We start from the raw sequence: 21,133 nt of genomic DNA, 5'->3' as shown, positions 1-21,133 counted from the left end.
TCAATGGTGTGGAAGATAGAGAAGATTTAATTAGTTTGTGTAAATAAATGTGCTAAGTAAAAGGCTTTCAGTATGTTGTTTTATGTGTTGTCTGACGCTTATCATGTATATTTAATAAAATCTGAACTATATTTGAAACACACTATCTGTACATGTCAAAATCAATTTCCTTTTTAGACCGCACAAAATCCTTTTTCGCTGAAATTGGTGACATGACCTATTTTGCAGGGCGTTTTTTTAAGGAATTGTTCAGTGCGCCTTTTGAATTTAAAGAACTCATCCGGCAATGCTACAACATGGGCATACGCTCTCTGTTTTTGGTAATCGTAACCGGATTTATTTTAGGTTTGGTGTTTACACTTCAGTCGCGCCCAACCTTGTCAGATCTTGGTGCAGAATCGTGGATGCCGTCTATGATAAGTATTTCTATTGTAAGAGAAATTGGCCCAGTTATTATTGCATTGATTTGTGCGGGAAGAATTGGTTCTGGAATTGGTGCAGAACTTGGCTCCATGCGTGTAACGGAACAGATTGACGCTATGGAGGTTTCTGGCACCAATCCGTTTAAATATTTGGTGGTTACCAGAATATTGGCCGCCACCTTAATGTTGCCTTTGTTGGTCATTGCGGGCGATGCGATTGCATTAGTGGGATCTGCAATCATTGAAAATTTAAAGGGAGATGTCTCCTATACCTTATATTTTAACAAGGTTTTTGATGCCTTAAGCTTTAATGATGTGATTCCTGCAACTGTCAAAACTGTTTTTTTCGGATTTGCTATCGGACTTGTCGGTACTTATAAAGGATACAATTGCGCTAAAGGCACCGTTGGAGTAGGAGAAGCCTCAAATTCCGCCGTAGTGTATACCTCTATGTTGCTGTTTATAATTGATTTTATAGCCGTATTTGTTTCTGATATATTTTTTGAAATCTAGATGAAAAAAGACAACCGAAAACCTGTTCTCGAATTGAAAGACATCCATAAAAGCTTTGGGACAAATCATGTGCTTAAAGGATTTAATATGCAGCTTTATGAAGGCGAAAACCTTGTCATTATGGGAAAATCTGGCTCAGGGAAGTCGGTCATGGTAAAATGTATCGTAGGCTTGGTGCAGCCAGATAGAGGAAGCATCACTATAAAAGATCAGGACATCATTACTATGGGGCAAAAAGAATTGGACCTTTTACGTACCGAAATTGGATTTTTGTTCCAAGGAAGTGCCCTATACGATTCTATGACTGTACGTGAAAATCTGGAGTTTCCATTACGGCGACATGAGGACAAGGTTAAAAATTTTCAAGGCACCGACGCATCCGTAAAGTCAGCTTTAGAAAGTGTTGGGCTGTTGCATGCTATAGACATGATGCCTTCAGAGCTATCGGGCGGAATGCAACGTAGGGTGGCTTTGGCCAGAGCCTTGATCTTAAAGCCAGAAATTATAATGTATGACGAGCCAACAACAGGATTGGATCCGATTACGGCAAATGAAATTATTCAGTTAATGCGCAGCATTCAGAAAGAATATAACACGTCTTCTCTTATTATTACGCACGATGTGGATTGTGCACGGGTCATTTCAAATCGGATTATATTGTTGGTAGATGGCATTAATTATGCCGAGGGAACCTATGAGGAACTTTCAAATTCAAGCGATCCGCAAGCACGGGCATTTTTTAAAAATTAAAACTATGGCAAAATCGACTTCACAAAAAATAAAAGTAGGAATCTTCGTGGTTTTAGGGACCATTCTTCTCATTGGTGCACTATATTCCATAGGGAAACGACAACATATTTTCAGTAAAACCATTCAAGTCTATGCCGTTTTTGGTAACGTGAATGGGTTGCAGATAGGTAACAATGTACGCTATTCAGGGATCAATGTAGGAACGGTAAGTAAAATTGAAATGACAGAAGTTGGCAAGATTACCATACAGATGTCGGTGGAAGAAAAAACCGCTAACTATATTAAAAAAGATGCCGTGGCCTCAATAGGATCAGATGGTTTAGTGGGCAGTATGGTGGTGAACATTATCCCTGGCAAAAATCAGCAAGCTATTGCAGTGGTCTCGGGAGATACGATAGAATCGTACAGTAAAATTGGCGCTGACGATATGTTGTCAACATTAAATACTACCAATGAAAATGCCGCTTTATTAACGGCGGATCTCTTAAAAATAACCAATCAAATCTTGGAAGGTAAAGGAACTTTAGGTGCCTTGATCAATGATACTATTTTAGCCCAAAATATCCGTCAAACGTTGGTAGAACTTAGAAAGACTTCCGAAGGAACCGGTTTGGCCATTTCTAGAGTCAATCAGATCATTTCAAAAATTAATTATGACACTAGCGCTGCTGCTGTAGTGTTGAGTGATACTGTAGCCGCGAATCAATTTAGAAATGTTTTTGCCAATCTCGAAAAATCCAGTGAAGATATTAATGCGGCTACGAAGAATTTGAATAGCTATTTAACCGAGTTGAAATCTGGAAAGGGCGCCGTTAATTTTATAACTCAAGATAAAGATTTCGTAAAGGATATCGATTCTACAATGTTTCAAATAAAGGAAGCCTCAGAAAAACTGAACCAAAACATGGAAGCGCTGCAGCACAACTTCTTCTTTCGCGGATTTTTTAAGAAAAAAGAACGCCAAGAACGGAGAGAGGCCAGGAGAAATGAATAGAATAGGGGTCTTTGAGGTTGAGATTGTTTACATCGCAATCCGGGAATTCTATTTTAAATCTACCTCTAACTTTTAGTCAAACTAAAAACACTCGGTTGAAATAAGCTTCTTATTACGTTATAAAAATTTCTTTTTGTGTTAAGCCATGTCCTTTAAAATTATGAATTTTAATGTATTGAATTCTAATTAGTTCTTTATCGCGCTGATAATTAGTTATTAATTTCTAAAATTTAACTCAGATGGCCAAAAAAAAACCAGAGACTACAAACTCCAAAAAAATAGACGATTTAAAACGTTTTGAAGTAGAAACGAAAGATACAGTGATGACCACCAATCAAGGTCTAAAAGTAAACGATACCAATAATTCTTTGAAATCAGGGGAGCGTGGATCTACCTTGCTTGAGGATTTTTTATTGAGAGAAAAAATAACCCATTTTGACCATGAAAGAATTCCTGAGCGCATTGTACATGCACGAGGAAGCGGAGCGCATGGTTATTTTGAATTGTATGACAGTATAGAAAACTATAGTAAAGCAGGGATTTTTACAGATACAGCCAGAAAAACACCCGTGTTTGTGCGTTTTTCAACGGTTGCTGGATCCAAAGGGTCAACAGATTTGGCGCGGGACGTGCGCGGATTTGCCGTAAAGTTCTACACCGAAGAAGGTACTTGGGATTTAGTAGGGAACAATATGCCCATCTTCTTTATCCAGGATGCCATGAAATTTCCTGATTTAGTCCACGCCGTAAAACCTGAACCAAATAAAGAAATCCCTCAAGCGGCTTCCGCTCATGATACGTTTTATGATTTTATTTCGCACACTACGGAAACGCTTCACAACCAGATTTGGGTGATGAGCGATCGGGCCATACCTAGAAGTTTTCGGATGATGGAAGGATTCGGTATCCATACGTTTCGATTAATCAATGAGGCAGGGGAATCCCATTTTGTAAAATTCCATTGGAAACCAAAATTAGGAGTACATTCTGTAACTTGGGACGAAGCGGTAAAAATTAGTGGCGCTGATTCTGATTTTCATCGTCGGGATTTATGGGATGCCATTGATGCAGGCCATTTTCCTGAATGGGAATTAGGAATTCAAGTTGTAGCACAGGAAGACGAACATAAATTTGATTTTGATCTATTGGATCCTACCAAACTGATTCCTGAGGAAATGGTTCCGGTCCAGATCATCGGTAAAATGACCTTAAATAAAAATCCAGAAAACTTTTTTGCCGAAACGGAACAAGTGGCGTTTCTCCCAGGTCATATTATTCCAGGAATTGATTTTACAAATGATCCGCTTTTACAAGGTCGTCTTTTTTCATACCGAGACACACAACTTTCAAGATTGGGATCGCCTAATTTCCATCAAATTCCAATAAACAGGCCTATTGTGCCAACCCATAACAATCAACGGGATGGGCATATGCAAATGGACGTGCCAAAAGGTCAAACGGCGTATTTTCCAAACAGTTTAAGTGGTGGCTGTCCACATCTTGCTAAAATGTCTGAAGGAGCCTTTACATCTTATGAAGAGCGTATTGATGCAAAAAAGATTAGAACACGAAGTGAAAGCTTTAGTGACCATTTTTCTCAACCTGCTTTGTTTTATAGAAGCCTTGCTGATTGGGAGAAGCAACATGTAACGGATGCGTATATCTTCGAATTGGGGAAATGTACCCACCAACATATTCAAGAACGGATGTTGTATGTCATTGCGCAAATTGATGAAGACCTATCTCAAAAAGTGGCCAAAGGATTGGGACTTAAAGTACCAAAATCTATTGATGAACCATTGAATCAGGCTATAGGCGCTGATGCGGATGTTTCCAAATTTCAACCGCCTAAAAAGAAAGTGTATTTAGAAAAAGATCCGGCACTAAGTCAAGCCAACACCAAATTTAATTCCATTGTAACGCGTCAAGTAGCCGTATTAATAGGTGATGGATTCTCAATGAAGGATTTCAAAAACATGACAGATGCACTGAAAAAAGAAGGCGCTATGATTAAGGTGGTGGCACCACATGGCGGCACTGTAAAAAGTGACAATGGCCAAGAACAAAAAGTAGACGCGGCCATTGCAACCACTGAAAGTGTGCTTTATGATGCGGTATATGTGCCTGGAGGGAAGGAATCGGTGGCTGCGTTGAAAGACACTGCAAAGTTTATTAAGTTTATCAACGAAGCTTTAAAACATTGTAAGGCTATTGCAGCAGATCATGAAGGCGTGGAGCTCTTGGAAGCAACTTATGTGTCGGAATTTAAAGATGATCCAGCAGTTTGTCTCAACTCAGATCCTTCAACATTTGCCAAAGCCATTGCCCAACATCGCAATTGGAAACGTATGGCACGTGCTGAAAAAATCCCAGTGTAATGGATTAGTATTGGCGAGATTAGTTTGTATTAATCGTTCGCTTATTTGAAAATTTCCAATACATATCTTATTAAGAGGAACCAAGAGTTGAGATAACAGATCTTGATACTTGGTTCTTTTTTGTAAAACTATATAAACCTTAATGTTGACATTTCAATCCTAAAAACATCATTTGCAGACCAAAATATATGGAATTAGAAGAAATAATAGGAATTGTTGCGGGCGTCCTTACCACGTTCGCCGTCTTACCCCAAATTATAAAAGCAGTTAGAACTAGGGCGGTTAAGGATGTGAGTCCGTATATGTTTATCATTCTGTGTTGTGGTGTTGGACTTTGGACAGTGTACGGCATTTTTAAGATGGATTGGCCAATTATAGTGACTAACGGGGTGTCTTTTATATTGAATGCGGTCATGCTTTATATTGTTGTTGGGTCATCAAAAAAGCAACAAAAAGAAAAATGTTAATGCTATACTTATTGCTTTTTAAATTATGTTTTGAGGGTAAATAATTTTATTTAGAAACTATGATGATTTCTTGAAGATTTTATAAATAAATCACCGTAATTTATTGAGTTCATATTTTAAGGTATCGCACTAATGCCCTTAAGTCATTGTACATAACTTTGCCATTATTACCAACAATTATGGTTACTGCCAATTCTTAAAAGAATACGATACTGTTCCTTTTAGAAACAAATGCACATAATCATACCACTAAAAACAAATCTATGTCATTAGTCACAATCTTACTAAATATTTTTTTACCGCCCTTAGCCGTTTTTTTAAAGCACGGCATTGGATCCACCTTTCTTTTAAGTGTTATCCTCACTTTAATAGGATGGCTCCCTGGAGTTATCCACGCCTTTGTGGTTAATGATTAGCGCAACGATACCCTATTATGAATTACGCTATTGTCATATCCAACTTAATTGCAAAAGATGAATGGTTAGAAGCAATGGAAGCCCTTTTTATATTGAGCCAAAAAAGCTTTTTTCTCATACTTTTTTCAGCATTTGGCATTTACGCGGCCGTGATTCTTTATACCCGATTGTTTGGCAAACGAAGTTTCTCTAAAATGTCCAGCTTTGATTTTGCCATGACCGTTGCGGTAGGGTCGATGATTGCAACCACCATTTTGTCAGAAAGTGTTAGTTTTTTGGAAGGTGCTGTTGCGCTTTTGGTTGTCTATGCACTCCAGTTGGCGGCGGCATTTTTGAGACGCTACAAATGGTTTAGTAAAATAACAGACAATCAGCCCACAATGGTGATGGATGGTCAGACACTGTTACGGGACAATATGAAAGCGGTTAGAGTGACGGAGGGAGATATTCGATCTAAACTAAGGGAAGCCAACGTGGTTAGATTGTCTGAAATTAAAGCAGTCATTTTTGAATCGACAGGAGATATGGTTGTCTTACACAAAAACAATGATGATGCCATTGACGACTGGTTATTAAAGGATGTACAACGATAGCTTAAAATTATGAAGACAGTGAATTTGGAAGAAAAAACGAAAATTGAGCTCGCCTATAAAAATTTTATCATCAAGGAAAAACACCCCTGTATTATGGCAAATGCGGTGTTTAAATTGGATAATTACCAGATAAATATATATGATGATATCACTTCAGATGCCGTCATTGCACCCATTTTAGAGACTATAGAAAACTATTTGCAAAATTATAATTTTGAGTCTAATGAATTCGAATCATTGATGCTTTGCTTTAAAGATAACCAGTTTGCAACAGAGCTAGAATTTGAAAAAGCGCTCTGGAATCTCCTGCAAAAATTGCATGATCACGATGATGCGGAGTGGGATGCTGAGGTAAGTGACGATGTTGATAATCCGATGTTTAGCTTTAGTCTTAAAGGAAAGGCCTTTTATATTGTAGGCATGCATCCTAAAAGTTCCAGAATGGCACGTCGTGCGCCGTATTGTACGATAGTGTTGAATTTGCATTGGCAGTTCGAAAAATTAAGAGAGATGGGCACCTATCAAACGGTTAAAAAAAGAATCAGACGTCGTGATAAAAAACTACAAGGGTCAATCAACCCGGTGTTACGGGATTTCGGGTCTGATTCTGAAGCAAAACAGTACAGCGGAAGAGCTGTTGATGACCAATGGAAATGTCCTTTTCACCAAAATACCAACACTATATGAGTGCCATACACATTATACCGCCCCAATCTGGCGCCGCTTTTGAATTGAAAAAAGGCGACATTCTTACCATTATTGATCCTATGGGTCAACAGGTCAGTGATATGGTGGTTTTTAATCGTGAGGATCCCAAGGAAAAATTGTCTGCGGGTAAATCGATGGATTTTGAAGAGTCCATTCTTTTGACCAAAGGCAATTATCTATGGAGTAACCGATCTCAAAAAATGATGGAAATTAGGGAGGATACCAATGGACGCAACGATTTTCTGTTAGCGCCATGTAGCCCGGAAACCTTTGAGATTATGTATGATAATCCGGAGTACCATCCCAGCTGTCAAGAAAATTTATACCGAAATTTGCGACCATACGGAATTGACGTCGATGACATTCCCACCGCGTTTAATGTGTTTATGAACGTTCAGTTTGATGACAAAGGGAAACTAAAAGTATTACCACCAACCTCCAAACCTGGAGATTTAGTTCGGTTTAAAGCTGAAATGGATCTCATCGTGGCATTGACCGCATGTTCGGCGGAAGATAGCAACGGGGGCACATTTAAACCCATCCACTACCTGATCACGGATGAAAACGGGATGATCAATCAATAACTGAAAAACGACTTATAATTATGAAAAAGATTTTAATGGTACTTACCTCTCATCAAGAGCTGGTTAATACAAGCAGTACAACAGGGTTGTGGATAGGCGAGTTTACAGATCCGTATTATGAGTTTCGCGATAAAAATTACACCGTGGTACTTGCTAGCCCTAAAGGAGGGAGTCCGCCAATTGACCCCATGAGTAAGTTGACAGAAAATCTGACCGGATCTAACAGGCGGTTTGTAAATGATGATTTTGCAAAAGACGCCCTAAAGCATACTGTCGAACTTGCTGAGGTTTCAGCTACCGACTTTGATGCTGTGTTTTACCCAGGGGGTCATGGTCCGATGTTTGATTTGGCCACTAATGACGCCAGCGGAAGGTTGATTGTGGATTTTTTGTCGCAACATAAACCCGTCGCAGCAGTCTGCCATGGCCCAGCGGCCCTATTAAAAGCAACCCAACTGGAACCTTCAATTTTAAAGGGTAAAAGGGTCACGGGGTTTTCTAACGCAGAAGAAACACTGGTGATGAGATCAAATAATATCCCCTATACATTGGAAGATAAATTAAAAGAATTGGGAGCCGATTATCATAAGGCGCTAATTCCTTTTGCATCTCATGTAGAGTCGGATGGATTACTCTTAACAGGCCAAAATCCGTTATCTGCCGGTCCAACAGCAAAAGCCTTGATTGCTATGTTAGAGTCTAATCAAAACAGATAATTTACGACCCTAAAAGTCATAAAACTAATAAACAATGTCTTTGATAACATTTATTCTGGCGTGGATCATTGCTGTAGTGGTGATGACACTTTTCAGTGCAATTTGGAGTATGGTTTCTGGCCATGTATTTAGAGAACCTGCATTGCTTTCTAAACTCATGCAGGATCATCCGTATATAAAGGCTTCTGAGCGAAATACATATATGTGGGGTTGGATCATTCACTTTGTATTGGGCATTGTGTTTTTGATATTTTATGAGGTGCTATGGAGACTCACAGATGTGCCTAGAACTTTTCTTTGGAGTTTAGCTTTTGGAAGTGTATTGGGAGTGTTGGGGGTTGTGGGGTGGAAAATGATGTTCAAGTTGGTAAATTTTACCTCACAATTTAATTATAAACAGTATTATATCCATATCTTTCTTGCTCATATTGTATTTAGTGTCACAGCATTAGGAGTGTACCAATGGCTGCATTAAGAGGGGTGAAAGCTAGTCCATAACTCTCTTACCATTTTAAAGATAAAAGTATTTTCTGTTAAAATAAAAATCCCGAAAATAATTTCGGGATTTTTTGTGGTGTTAACTTTTAGCTTTCTTGTTAAGGCGCTGTTCTGCCATTTTATTGAGCTTTTCATCTGCACCGTATTCTTCATCTAATGTTTTTTTAAGTTTGGTGGCTACACTTTTATGTCCCAACTCTTTCGCATATCTTACAGCAGTGCCGTAACCGGAAATTTCATAATGTTCAACGCGCTGTGCTTCGGCTATTAAACCAGCATTGTTTACATCATCATCTTTTTTCTCTTTTATAAAACTTTCGGCTTCTTTAATCAGTCCTTCCATCGCCTTACAGGTTTCTCCGTTAGGATCAAAGCCTAGTTCATCACACACGTCTTCCAAACGCTTTTTGTGTTCTTTGGTTTCCTTTAAATGGTCTTCAAAAGCTTTTTTTAATTTAGCATCTGTGGCGCTTTCAACCATTTTCGGCAAGGCTTTTAGGAGCTGATTCTCAGCACTGTATAGATCTTTCAATTGGTGTTCAAATAAATCTTCTAAGGTTTTCATATCATTTTTAATTTTTGAATTAAATTAATGTTTCTAATCCTGTGAAATTAGATGTTTATCCTAAAAGTAAGTATTCCTAAACGTAGTAAAATTGACTTAAAAAAAAGTTGATAGAGCCTAGAAGTTATATAGATACAGTAGTGTATGTGGATGACCGCATCTGTTTCATTAAATAGTGGAGATGACAGTTTGGAAGGAAACTGGAGTAATATTCAGGCCGATTATCGGAAAAAAAACCAACCATTACGGACGATGATTTAGAATTTAAATCGGGTGAACTTGATCATATGATAGCAAGTATTGCCCGAAGAACAAATCGGAGCACAAAAGATATCGAGAACGAAATTCGAAATTGGAATAAGTAACAGATAACAGATAACAGACAACAGATAACAGATAACAGATAACAGGTAACAGATAACAGATAACAAATAACAGATAACAGATAACAGATAACCTTTAGTTTACAGGCCAGTACACGGAATCCATTATAGTACAGCCTAAAATAAAAAACCATGAATTCAGTTAACATTCATGGTTTTTTTGTGCGTTAAGGATTGCGGTAATTGATAAAATAAAAGAGAGGATCATTATAATGTGACTATTTATCTTTTGAGATATCTTTTAATGCATTAACGTTTATCGGCTGCTGCATTTTGAATTAATTTGGATGCTTAACCATAGCTTTTATTTTATGAAAAAACCGAATAAATTTCCTGATCAACAACAAACCCAACCGGGTGAAGAAAATAAAATGCATCCAGAACCAGAAGTCATAAGGAAATCCTATCGAGGGTCAGATAAATTGAAGGGCAAAGTGGCACTCATTACAGGAGGGGACAGTGGCATAGGTAGGAGTGTGGCTGTTCATTTTGCAAGAGAAGGGGCAGATGTGGCTATTGTATATCTGAAGGAAACCAAAGATGCAAAGGATACCCAAAAAATGGTCGAGAAGGAGGGAAAAAATTGTCTGTTGATTAAAGCTGATCTGAAATTAAACTCCAACTGTACCAGTAGCGTTAACAAATGCCTCAAGAAATATGGTAAGTTAAATGTCTTGGTGAATAATGCAGCGATGCAATTCCCCGAAGATTCTATTGAAAATATCACTAAAAAACAGTTAGAAACCACGTTTCAGACCAATATCTATCCCTATTTTTATATGGTAAAAGCTGCATTGCCACATTTTAAAAAAGGCGATGTAATTATCAATTCCGGCTCTGTAACAGCGTATAGGGGTAGTGATCATTTAGTGGACTATGCCAGTACAAAAGGAGCGATTACGAGTTTTACACGATCTTTATCGGCGCAACTCGCCAAACAGAATATTCGGGTTAATGGTGTGGCCCCAGGACCCATTTGGACACCTTTAATTCCAGCAACTTTTGATGATATTACTAATTTTGGACAAGACACCCCCATGGGTAGAGCAGGGCAACCTAGTGAAGTGGCGCCAGCTTATGTTTTTTTAGCATGTGAAGATAGCAGTTATATTACAGGACAGTTTATCCATGTTAATGGTGGCGAAATAATTGGTGGATAAGAGTTACAATAGACTGAATACCTATCGCTCTGGCTAAACTGCTCCAAAGACGGAGCTTCTAGAAAGCTCCTATAACAGGGAGATCAATTCATCTTTTGGAAGAGTATTATTTGCCATGCTAAAAATAGAGGGGAAGCGTTTGGAGGATTATCTTAGTGAAAAAATCAAACACGTAATTTATTATCCCGCTAAATTGATTGCCCTAAAAAGTGAAACTTTTATATATTTTTTATAACTTACTTACATGGAAATAAAGGTGCACCGTAAAGCATTAAAATTCACTCCCGATGCAAAGCGTGTGGTAACACGTTTTTTTAATAACGGAGATGAACGTACAAAACGTCTCATTAACAGAATATTGGACTTTCCTGAGGAGAAAGTAGCCCATGAGCTAGCAAAGACCTTAGAAGAGTTTAGGGGACGTCATCGAAATCTTAAGAAGATTTTCAAAGAACACTGTGCTCATTTTGAAGGGTTAATTAATCATATGGGAGTGGATTACAATAGCTTGACAGAGAATCAAAAAATGTTGATTGGCTCTTATAGCACTATGGAATATTCTATAGAATCTACAGCGCTCTTTAATCCGTCAATGATTGAGGATTTTAACCAATCTTTTTTAAAAGAAGGTGAGAAACGGGTTATTATCTCCTTTAGAGCTACTGGCGAAGGGCATCTATCATCCATCGTTTTTAGAAGAGCTATCTTAGACAAAAACAACAATTTAAATGTTTTAAAGGTTAAAAATCACATTGATCTTCCTGAAGTAGGGTATAAAGTTTCCTATGATAAACAACGGTTTGTAAATAAAATGAAGGAAATACATATTCCTGATACTTATATTTCCGAAATTATGGATCCTTTGCCAGAGCGTTTTGAGTATTATAATCTCAAAAATGCAGTTCATAATTTATTGGAAGCGAATGCTATGGACGATGTCAAAAGACTGGCATTACAGGAAATGACATGGTTGGTAGATTCTTATTATGATTTAAAGTTTCACGAGCAAAGTGATATTTCGGAACGGGTCATTTTTCCTAATTCTCCTTCAGAAAGTAGAGGGATTGAAGATGCCCGCTTTGTTAGGTTTAAAGACGACAATGGTGAAGAAACCATTTATGCTACTTATACCGCCTACAATGGACATACTATTATTCCTAAATTACTCAGTACGCATGATTTTTTAAATTTCAGAATCATGCCGATACACGGGAATGCTGCACAAAACAAGAATTTTGCGCTGTTCCCACGGAAAATAAATGGAAAATATGCCATGCTCGCACGTGTGGACGGCTATAATAATTATATTATTTTTTCTGATCGAATTACCTTGTGGAGCGATCCTATAAAATTACAGGAGCCAAAATTTGCGTGGGATCTTACTCAAATAGGCAATTGCGGATCTCCAATTTATACAGAAGATGGATGGCTGATCTTAACCCATGGGGTGGGACCAATGAGACGGTATTGTATTGGTGCCTCTTTGCTAGATTTGAAAGATCCAACTAAAGTTATTGGCCGCTTAAAAGAGCCGTTATTATCCCCCAGCGAGGAAGAGCGTGAAGGTTATGTGCCCAACGTGGTTTATTCTTGTGGCGGGCTGATCCATAATGACTATCTAATTATTCCCTACGCCGTATCAGACTATTCTTCATCTTACGCCACAGTAGAACTGTCTGTACTTTTAAAAGCGTTAAAGCAGTCCTTAAAATAATTAAACTTTTTTTACCTATGATGCTTTTTCAAAGGCCAAGCGCGCCATTAAGTAACTTAACGTGGATTCCGCACCTTGATTGAGATTGACATTATTGAGTTCCAATCCGTCAAAACATCCGGTAGTGCGTGGGTTGTAAATAATTTGGTTGAGATGGTTATTTCCTAAAAACCAACTAAAAGCCCGTTCCATTTTCTCGTCGTATCCTTCATTTGAAAAAATGGTATGAAAATTTTTAAGGGCTAAGATCGTATAAGCGACATCAATGGGTTGTTGTCCACCAAGGGAGCGATTTTTCAAGGAGTCACCGCGTAAAAACCAGGTTTGGTTAGAAATTACCCTAAACTTATCGTCGGTAAATAAATGTTCTAACAAAAAGTTGAACGACTCATATGCAGTGAGCTTAAATTCTTCTATTTCTGTCAATTTATAGACCTCAAACATGGCTTCTGGCAATACACTATTTCCATAAGTTAAATACGGTTCAAACCATTTCCAGTCTTTTTGAGACTCATGTTTGTACATTTTTAAAAGTTTGGAACCCAGTTTATAAAAGGTATGGGTATAACTTGCGTTTGAGCCCGCTAATCCTGAAGCGGCAATTCCTTTAATGATAAAGGCCATAGCTCTGGGCGAATTGTAGCCGATGGCGTTGGGTAGAAACTCTTGAAAACATTCTTTAGCTCTGGCGCCTAAATATGCATAGGAATCTGGGAGCAAATCTATAATTTCCAAAAGATGTCCTAGTGCCCAAATACCTCGTCCGTTGGAATCTTCAAGATTTACAGTTTCATTCTGCGCTGTAAATTGTGCGTTTTTATCAACATAATTATAAAATCGGCCGTCATGTCGTTGACAATTTAATATAAAACTGAAATAGATAATTAAATAAGGAATCAATCCCTCATCTTTAGTGAGCTTAAACTGTTCACAAATCACTATCAAAGCTCTTGCGTTATCATCTAAGGTATATCCCGATTCTAAATCGGGATGATTCAATTGGGCAAACTGAATGATGCCCACATTAGTAGTCATTTTATAAAGATGATCAAGTTTTATGTCCGGTTTCCGATAACCCAATTTAAGTTGAGGGGCATAATCTTGAAACAACTCTCCGTGCGCCAGTGCTGAATTTTGCCATGAGTTGGCCGCAGATGCATGAAGACCATTCAGACCTAAGCTTTTTCTGTAGGGCTTATCACTTAAGAGGGTACGTATTTGTTTAGCCAACATTTTACTGTTTTCAAAATCAAACAATAGTCCTTTATTAGCAGAGAGAAATTCTTTTGCATGGGGGATAGGTGTAGAAATAATTGGACAACCACAGCTCATGGCATATGAAAAAGTACCACTTACCGCTTGATTTGGGTCTTTAGAGGTAAACAGGTAAATATCGGTGAGTTGAAGGTATTCCAGCAACGTATCCAACGGAAGAAATTCATTGATAAATTTGATGTGGGCTTCTATTTTTAAATCTTTGGTTTTTTTAACCAGTAGATCCCGATAGACTTCCCCTTCATTCTTGACTAAAGTGGGATGTGTTTTTCCCAATATCAAAAATATTACTTTCGGAAAGTCTTTGATGATTTCAGGAAGCGCCTCTAAAGTGGTCTCAATACTTTTACCAGGGCCTAATAAACCAAATGTTGACAAAACGGTTTTATCTTCAAGACCATATTTTGCCTTTAGTTTTGCTTTGTTTTTATGTCGTATTAAATGTGTCCCATGTGTAATGACTTCAATTTTTGATGCGGAAATGCCATAGGTGTTCGTTAAGATTCTTTTTGAATCATGAGTCATTACCGTAAGGCCTACAGCATAAGATGCCATAGCGGTCACGTGGTTTATAAATTGTGTATTTGGGGTTGGGATAACCGTATGAAAAGCGATAATTATGGGTTTGTTTACAGATTTTAAAAAATCAATAAAAAAGTCTGAGCAACCATTGTACAATCCAAATTCATGTTGGATCATGACCAGTTTAATAGTGTTGTCAGCATTGACTTTAGAAGACAATAGTTCATAGCTGTCACAACAATCAGTATTTAGGCTGTACTTAAAGTGGTCAGCGGCTTCGAGTGGATGTTTTACATCATATAAGGCACAGATCTCAATATTAGAGGAACTTCCATAAACGCTGTCAAAGCTCAGTTTTAAATCGTTTGAATAGGTGGCAATGCCGCACTCGCGGGGCGGAAACGTTGTTAACATTAAAACGGAACTCACAGCTTTAGAAGACATGACAGTCTCAGAAGTGTTGTGTCGTGGTAAATGCAACTTCCTTCTTTGGGAGGAGCTAGATTTTTTGAGGGTTAAATCGCGCATAATTTTAGTGTTAACATGGAGGTAATCCAATAAAATTACCGCTATATTGATCCTTCAGTGTGCTTTATAAATAGCAATAATAACCTTAAAGGTGAAAACTGAATTTTTAGAGCTTATGGGTTAATCTATTGAGGTATGGAGGCCAATAATGACGGCCTTCGAAAATTATTACGGAGTAATTCAATATTCGGAATGGGTTTTTGTTAGAGAAGTTAGAAAGAATAATTCTTAGTGTTTCCAGTTAAGATGTGAGTGTAAGAATCTATTCGGATTGCTTTTACTAAATTAGTGGTTGCACCAAACCATGTACAGTTATTGTCAATACTTTAGAATATGACGAAATTAACCCGAAGGAAATTTATTAAGGGAGGCCTCTTGGCATCCATGGGAGTGGTGCTGTTAGATGCATTTTGGTTCGAAAAATATGTCATTGACTGGAATTATTTTGACATCTCAAAATCGGAAGACAACAAAATAAAAATTGTTCAAATTTCAGATTTGCATTTTGATCAGTTGCGGTATTTCCACAAGTCGATTGCCAAAAGAATAAACACATTACAGCCTGATATGATCATGATTACTGGAGATTCTGTTGATAAGACGGAAAAGATAGTGGCATTGAATGAATTTTTGCAATTGATTGATGCATCGATCCAAAAATATGCGATTACCGGAAATTGGGAATACTGGGGGCATGTGAATTTGACTACACTTAAAAACACCTATGCCCAAAATAATTGCGAGTTATTAATCAATGAGAATAGGACCATTTCAATAAGAAAGCGTAAAATTTCAATCATTGGAATTGACGATTATCTGGGTGGCACTGCTGATTTTGTAAAGGCAATTGACGGTTTAGAACCCGCCGAAACTACCATTGTGCTATCCCATTGTCCGGAGCACAGAGATCTCATTGCAAAACAAAAGGGAGAAATGCCAATTGATTTAGTGCTTTCTGGCCATACGCACGGCGGACAAATTACCTTGTTCGGCCTGGTACCTTTTAAGCCCCGAGGGAGTGGTGTTTATTTAAAAGGTTGGTATAAAGACGCTGAGCCCAAAATGTATATTTCCAAAGGCATTGGAACCAGTATACTGCCAATCCGATTTGGAGCACGGGCTGAAATGGTTGTTTTTGATATCTAAAAACGTAACAGCCTTCATTTAGGTGCCTAATTACAGATGTCATCAGCTATTGCACGACAATTGTACGTTAATTACTTATGGTCATCCATATTCCATACTTGTTCTTTGGTGTTCGAGCCTCCCAATAACTTCTGAAATAATTTGATCTTTTTAAAATCTTTAGTCAAGGCTTCTGATACGGCGATGCCGTAAATTCCTGTTTTTAGCAATTCCGGAACATCTTCTAATTGTATCTCGCCAAAGGCAAAAACGGGCGTTTCTGTATAAATGGTATCTAAAAGCGTTGTGTATTGGGGTAGTCCTAAAGCAGGGTTGGAGTGTTGTTCGATTGAGATTACTTTGTAAGGACCTAAGCCTATATAGTCCACTTTCTTTTCTAAAAGTGTTTTACAGTCTTCAAGACTCTGTGCAGCAGCCCCAATAATTTGCCAGGTGTACAAGTATTCTCTAACAACTAATGGGCAGGTATCCGATGTATTCAAATAGATACCGTCAGCTTTTACGGTTTTGGCTATTTTGTAATCATCACTGATCATTAAACGGGTGTGATACATGCCGGTAATGTCGCGTGCTTCTTGTGCCGTTTTCAATACGGTAGCTTCATCCAAATTGTTAAGCCGTAACTCAACCAATTCTATACCTGACGTACACGCTTCTCTGATAGTGTCAATATGCTGTTCAGGGCTGTCGCCTTGCGAGATATAATGTAATTTAGGAATCGTACTCATGGTGTTGTGCTTTTAAAGGGAATTAATATCGCTCTTGGTATGTCATCAACGTTGTCAGTGATGGTAATTCATCGTATTATGAGACCAATTTTTCTTTGGTAATTTTATTTACCACTATAGAAATGGCGCCATCACCAGTAACGTTACAAGCCGTTCCAAAACTATCCATAGCGATATATAGGGCAATCATTAAGCCGATCATTTCCTCATTAAACCCTAACATGGATTGTAAGATGCCTACTGCCGCCATTATCGCGCCTCCGGGAACTCCTGGCGCTGCAACCATCGCGATGCCTAACATAAAGATAAACCCCGCAAAAAGTGTAAAACTAAACGGCATCCCGTGTAAGATCATTAAGGCCATGGCGCAGGCGGTAATTTTCATAATGCTTCCTGATAAATGAATGGTAGCGCATAAGGGAATGACAAACCCAGCAATTTTTTCTGAAACCCCATTTTTTAAGGTTTGTTCTAAAGTCACAGGAATAGTCGCAGCAGAGGATTGTGTTCCTAATGCCGTAAAGTAAGCGGGCATCATAGTGGCCAATAATTTGATAGGATTTTTCTTGGTAAGCGCGCCCGCAATAGTGTATTGAAGCAAAAGCAGTAAAATATGCAAAGCGAAAATAACCCCAATAATACTGATAAACACTTTAAGTATCGAGAATACTTGTCCGCTAAAGGCCATACTCGCGAAAATGCCTAAAATGAACAACGGTAGTAGCGGCACAATAACGTTTTCTATTAATTGCATGATAATCTTTTCGAAATCTTTTACAACCAGCTTTAAACTGGATTTCTCTTGAAAGGACAATCCTAAACCAATCACGAAGGCGAGTACCAGTGCCGACATGACATCTATGACAGGCGGAATGGTAATACTGAAATAGGGGGTAAGTTCACGACCAGAATCGGTAATTTGGGCCACATCGTTTACATGCGATGCCAATAGCGGTGGGAATATATTGGATGCCGTAAAATAGGTCATAAATCCAGAAAATAAAGTCGATCCATAAGCAATGGCAGCGGTGAGTAGAAGGAGTTTACCAGCACCTTTACCTAAATCAGATATGGCGGGCATTATTAATCCCATGATAATTAATGGAATGGAGAAATTTAAAAACTGCCCAAAAAACGCATTAAATGTGGTAAATATTCGGTTTACAGATTCAGGTAAATATAACCCGAAAACAATACCTAATACTATGGCAATAAAAACTTTAAATAATAAATTTGAGAATAAATGCTTCATCATAATTGCAAATTAACTAAGGACAGCTTCCGCCTATTTGTTCATTATTTTTAAGTGCGCTAATATACAGCCAATGTGAAGAATGCTTGGTAAATAGACGCTAATTTTTATTAAAACTTCAATTGAGTAGTCCATAAAAATCACAGTTTATTCACTGCTTAGGACAATATAAATGATGATTTCTCTCGAACACTCGATCATTTTTTAGTAATTTGTGGTCAGAACAAATTCAAATATTTGTTGAAGCGAAGCTGTATGCCCATTGAAAACATCCCTGAAATCTATTTTCAAAAGAAAAACGAACCACAAGACATTTTTATTTATGATTTTAAAATGACTAATGACGTTGTCAAAAGTAAAGTCAATTTAAGTATGAATATGTTTAGCTTTCTTCAGGTAGGGAAAAAGCAGGTTCATTTTGCAAATACGTCTATTGCAGTTAATAATCAGCAATCACTATTATTAAAAAAAGGCAATTGGTTATGGACTGAATTATTGGATACTGATGCCATATATTTTTGCAAACTATTCTTTTTTTCAGAAAAGAAACTCATCGATTTTTTGGGCAAATACACTAATAATGTTAAATCACGAAAGGAAGATGTCCCTTATTTTGTAATTGAAAATGACGATTATTTAGCCGCTTTTATCAACTCTCTATCTTCTAATACCTTTACAAACCATAGTTTTAGCGGTGCGATATTGGATTTGAAATTTGAAGAAATCATGTTGTATCTTCTTAATAAGTATGGCTCTGCTTTTGAACATTACCTACATTCTTTAATTTCTAAAGAAGTGTCAGAATTTAAGAGTATTGTTGAAGGTAATGTGCATTCTAATTTAAAGTTAGAGGAAATTGCCTTTTTATGCCATATGAGTTTGTCAACTTTTAAACGGCATTTCATTAAAGCCTATCAGGAGCCACCTGGTAAGTGGTTGCAAGATAAGCGCCTACAAAAAGCAAAAAACTTGTTACTTGCAGGTGATTTAAAAGCTTCTGATATTTATTTGGAAATTGGCTATAATAACCTCTCAAACTTTAGTATCGCTTTTAAAAACAAATTTGGAATGAGCCCAACGGAAGTCTCCAATTAGACTATCTCAAAACCTAAACTACCATTTTATATTCTGGATGATTACATAAAATCTCATGTCTTACATGTAATGATTTGAAGTAACATCTAATAAGATCTAGTAAAACAACTTACAATAAAACCTATGACAATTAGTAAACGTTTGATAGTGATTATTTTTATCTTAATTTTAGGTGGAATATTACTTCAAAAATTTATTACTTCATACCAAGAATTAGAACAAAAAAAAATACAAGATAAATTAGAGAAAACACATTCAGATGCCATGATTAGAGCAGAAGCAGGAATTGACGTCTATGCTACTATAGTATCTTCTTTAAAAAGCCATCTCAAAAACGCATCTACTTTTCCTAAAGAAATCGACTTACAAAACTATTTAAAAGATTTGCTAGATGAAATAAAATTTAACGATTCTATAGTCGTAAGTTATATTGACAATAATCATGTTTTTAAGTATGTTGTAGCTCCAAATTCTATTGATGCTCCAGGGCTTAAGGGCGTTTCTTTAAAAGAGCTTATTGATAAAAAAAGAATAGAGGCATTAGATAAGCTAATGACAACTGATGAAATTCGCATATTTACGCCAATTAATCTTAGAGAGGGTTGGGTTGGATTTCCGTTTAATTTTACAGTTCACGATAAACAAAATAACGTATTGGGTTATATGACCCCTGTGATTAATGTAAAATATTTATTGGACTATTTTTATGAAGGGGAAAATAATAAGGAGTTTGCGCATAAATTTATTGTAAAAGACTCTGTTGATTTGACAAGGGAAGTGATTTACGATGAAACCACAATCTATAATAAAAATTCCGATCCGGAATATTATAAGAATTTTAAAATTTCTGATGATGAATTTATTTACTCAAACATACATGTTTTTGGTTTAAACTTAAAAATTGGAAGTGCATACAAGGAAAAACCTACTATTTCTAATACAATAGCATACCTAGCATATATTTGGTACTTTATCATTTCATTAGCGATAATAATTATTTTTTACCAATTCTTAAAAAACACGACGTTAAATAGGAATTTGAATCTTGCAAATTCTCAAATTAATACTAAAAACAGTGAATTAGAGAAAAGCCTGTTTAAAATACAAACCCTTATTAAAGAAATACATCACAGAGTTAAAAACAATATGCAGATGATTTCTGGAGTATTAAGTCTGCAACAAGAAGAAAATAATGACGAAGCTGTTAAATCTGCTTTAGAACAGAGCAAATCCCGAATACATTCAATGGCCTTAGTGCACGAAAAACTCTACGGAAGTGTGTCGCTTAAAGAAATAAAAATTAAGGAATATACGGAGCAATTATTAGAATTTGTGGAGGAGATCATTGGTGTTAAAGATCTCAATATTATAAAAACAATTACGATTGATGACGCGCTAATATTTAATGGTGATACCACATCAAACCTTGGTTTAATGCTTAATGAGCTAGTAACAAACTCTTATAAACATGCCTTTGAAATGGATAAAGTAAATACTTTAGAAATTTCCATAGCGAAAAAAGAAGATCATTATGAACTCATTTATATTGATAGTGGCGCAGGGCTTCCTGAAGGCTATAATTTTGAAGATTCTGAGTCATTAGGCATGCAACTTATATTAATATTGGCTGATCAACTTAATGGGCATATGACCTATACTAACAACGAGAAGAGTATCTTTACCATACATTTTAAACCTCTTGAAACACATTTTACGGCTTGATATT

General features: G+C 37.0%; 20 protein-coding genes. 16 read left to right on the top strand and 4 right to left on the bottom strand.

The window, feature by feature from the left end; all coding sequences use genetic code 11:
* The first annotated feature begins 152 nt into the window (after window positions 1–152).
* The 11 genes from JEM65_RS12040 (at window position 153) to JEM65_RS11990 (ending at window position 9,016) form a co-directional block, all read left to right on the top strand.
* Window positions 153–935 (top strand): MlaE family ABC transporter permease, encoded by a 783-nt coding sequence (locus tag JEM65_RS12040; RefSeq protein ID WP_199599823.1) that lies wholly within the window; start codon window positions 153–155, stop codon window positions 933–935.
* Window positions 936–1,685, top strand: coding sequence for an ABC transporter ATP-binding protein (locus JEM65_RS12035; RefSeq protein ID WP_199599822.1), 750 nt, complete (start codon window positions 936–938; stop codon window positions 1,683–1,685). It begins immediately after the preceding gene.
* Window positions 1,686–1,689: 4 nt separating this feature from the next.
* Window positions 1,690–2,679: an MlaD family protein gene (locus JEM65_RS12030; RefSeq protein ID WP_199599813.1), complete on the top strand. Its 990-nt coding sequence runs from the start codon at window positions 1,690–1,692 to the stop codon at window positions 2,677–2,679.
* A 239-nt stretch (window positions 2,680–2,918) separates the two neighbouring features.
* The gene (locus tag JEM65_RS12025; RefSeq protein ID WP_199599811.1) at window positions 2,919–5,057 is read left to right on the top strand and encodes a catalase; all 2,139 of its coding nucleotides are present in this window, start codon (window positions 2,919–2,921) and stop codon (window positions 5,055–5,057) included.
* Between the two features lie 188 nt (window positions 5,058–5,245).
* Window positions 5,246–5,524, top strand: a complete 279-nt coding sequence (locus JEM65_RS12020; RefSeq protein WP_199599809.1) for a SemiSWEET family sugar transporter — start codon at window positions 5,246–5,248, stop codon at window positions 5,522–5,524.
* A 263-nt stretch (window positions 5,525–5,787) separates the two neighbouring features.
* Complete coding sequence (locus JEM65_RS12015) at window positions 5,788–5,940, top strand: YqaE/Pmp3 family membrane protein (RefSeq protein WP_199599807.1); 153 nt, start codon at window positions 5,788–5,790, stop codon at window positions 5,938–5,940.
* A 17-nt stretch (window positions 5,941–5,957) separates the two neighbouring features.
* A complete protein-coding gene (locus JEM65_RS12010; RefSeq protein ID WP_306465089.1) occupies window positions 5,958–6,533 on the top strand; it encodes a DUF421 domain-containing protein in 576 nt (191 codons plus the stop codon).
* 9 nt (window positions 6,534–6,542) lie between these two features.
* Window positions 6,543–7,220: a guanitoxin biosynthesis heme-dependent pre-guanitoxin N-hydroxylase GntA gene (gntA, locus tag JEM65_RS12005; RefSeq protein WP_199599805.1), complete on the top strand. Its 678-nt coding sequence runs from the start codon at window positions 6,543–6,545 to the stop codon at window positions 7,218–7,220.
* Window positions 7,217–7,825 carry an urea carboxylase-associated family protein gene (locus JEM65_RS12000; protein ID WP_233530634.1) on the top strand — a complete coding sequence of 203 codons (609 nt, stop codon included), beginning with the start codon at window positions 7,217–7,219 and terminating at the stop codon, window positions 7,823–7,825. The genes gntA and JEM65_RS12000 overlap by 4 nt, the downstream gene beginning before the upstream one ends.
* 20 nt (window positions 7,826–7,845) lie before the next feature.
* Window positions 7,846–8,541, top strand: a complete 696-nt coding sequence (locus tag JEM65_RS11995; RefSeq protein ID WP_233530633.1) for a type 1 glutamine amidotransferase domain-containing protein — start codon at window positions 7,846–7,848, stop codon at window positions 8,539–8,541.
* A gap of 34 nt (window positions 8,542–8,575) precedes the next feature.
* A complete protein-coding gene (locus JEM65_RS11990) occupies window positions 8,576–9,016 on the top strand; it encodes a hypothetical protein (RefSeq protein ID WP_199599803.1) in 441 nt (146 codons plus the stop codon).
* Window positions 9,017–9,118: 102 nt separating this feature from the next.
* Here JEM65_RS11990 and JEM65_RS11985 read toward each other — a convergent pair whose 3' ends face one another.
* Window positions 9,119–9,604: a YciE/YciF ferroxidase family protein gene (locus tag JEM65_RS11985; protein ID WP_199599801.1), complete on the bottom strand. Its 486-nt coding sequence runs from the start codon at window positions 9,602–9,604 to the stop codon at window positions 9,119–9,121.
* 694 nt (window positions 9,605–10,298) lie between these two features.
* Here JEM65_RS11985 and JEM65_RS11980 point away from each other — a divergent pair.
* Window positions 10,299–11,147: an SDR family oxidoreductase gene (locus JEM65_RS11980; protein ID WP_199599799.1), complete on the top strand. Its 849-nt coding sequence runs from the start codon at window positions 10,299–10,301 to the stop codon at window positions 11,145–11,147.
* A 244-nt stretch (window positions 11,148–11,391) separates the two neighbouring features.
* The gene (locus tag JEM65_RS11975; protein ID WP_199599797.1) at window positions 11,392–12,861 is read left to right on the top strand and encodes a glycoside hydrolase family 130 protein; all 1,470 of its coding nucleotides are present in this window, start codon (window positions 11,392–11,394) and stop codon (window positions 12,859–12,861) included.
* A 15-nt stretch (window positions 12,862–12,876) separates the two neighbouring features.
* Here the strand turns inward: JEM65_RS11975 and JEM65_RS11970 are convergent, their stop codons facing one another.
* Window positions 12,877–15,186, bottom strand: a complete 2,310-nt coding sequence (locus JEM65_RS11970) for a glycosyltransferase (RefSeq protein ID WP_199599795.1) — start codon at window positions 15,184–15,186, stop codon at window positions 12,877–12,879.
* 333 nt (window positions 15,187–15,519) lie between these two features.
* On the opposite strand from JEM65_RS11970, the gene JEM65_RS11965 reads away from it, so the two are divergent.
* Window positions 15,520–16,332: a metallophosphoesterase gene (locus tag JEM65_RS11965; protein WP_199599793.1), complete on the top strand. Its 813-nt coding sequence runs from the start codon at window positions 15,520–15,522 to the stop codon at window positions 16,330–16,332.
* 71 nt (window positions 16,333–16,403) lie between these two features.
* Here the strand turns inward: JEM65_RS11965 and JEM65_RS11960 are convergent, their stop codons facing one another.
* Both JEM65_RS11960 and JEM65_RS11955 read right to left on the bottom strand, forming a co-directional pair.
* Window positions 16,404–17,060: a thiamine phosphate synthase gene (locus tag JEM65_RS11960; RefSeq protein ID WP_199599791.1), complete on the bottom strand. Its 657-nt coding sequence runs from the start codon at window positions 17,058–17,060 to the stop codon at window positions 16,404–16,406.
* A gap of 76 nt (window positions 17,061–17,136) precedes the next feature.
* Complete coding sequence (locus JEM65_RS11955) at window positions 17,137–18,312, bottom strand: dicarboxylate/amino acid:cation symporter (RefSeq protein WP_199600005.1); 1,176 nt, start codon at window positions 18,310–18,312, stop codon at window positions 17,137–17,139.
* A 255-nt stretch (window positions 18,313–18,567) separates the two neighbouring features.
* Between JEM65_RS11955 and JEM65_RS11950 the strand changes: the two genes are divergently transcribed.
* A complete protein-coding gene (locus tag JEM65_RS11950; RefSeq protein ID WP_199599789.1) occupies window positions 18,568–19,407 on the top strand; it encodes a helix-turn-helix domain-containing protein in 840 nt (279 codons plus the stop codon).
* A 123-nt stretch (window positions 19,408–19,530) separates the two neighbouring features.
* Window positions 19,531–21,129 carry a sensor histidine kinase gene (locus tag JEM65_RS11945; protein WP_199599787.1) on the top strand — a complete coding sequence of 533 codons (1,599 nt, stop codon included), beginning with the start codon at window positions 19,531–19,533 and terminating at the stop codon, window positions 21,127–21,129.
* Window positions 21,130–21,133 lie beyond the last annotated feature (4 nt).

Origin of the sequence: Gelidibacter salicanalis (genome assembly GCF_016469035.1) — a bacterium.
In the GTDB taxonomy this organism is placed as follows: Bacteria; Bacteroidota; Bacteroidia; order Flavobacteriales; family Flavobacteriaceae; genus Gelidibacter; species Gelidibacter salicanalis_A.
Note: the sequence above shows the minus strand (reverse complement) of the source record. Positions and strands in the feature narration are given on the sequence as shown.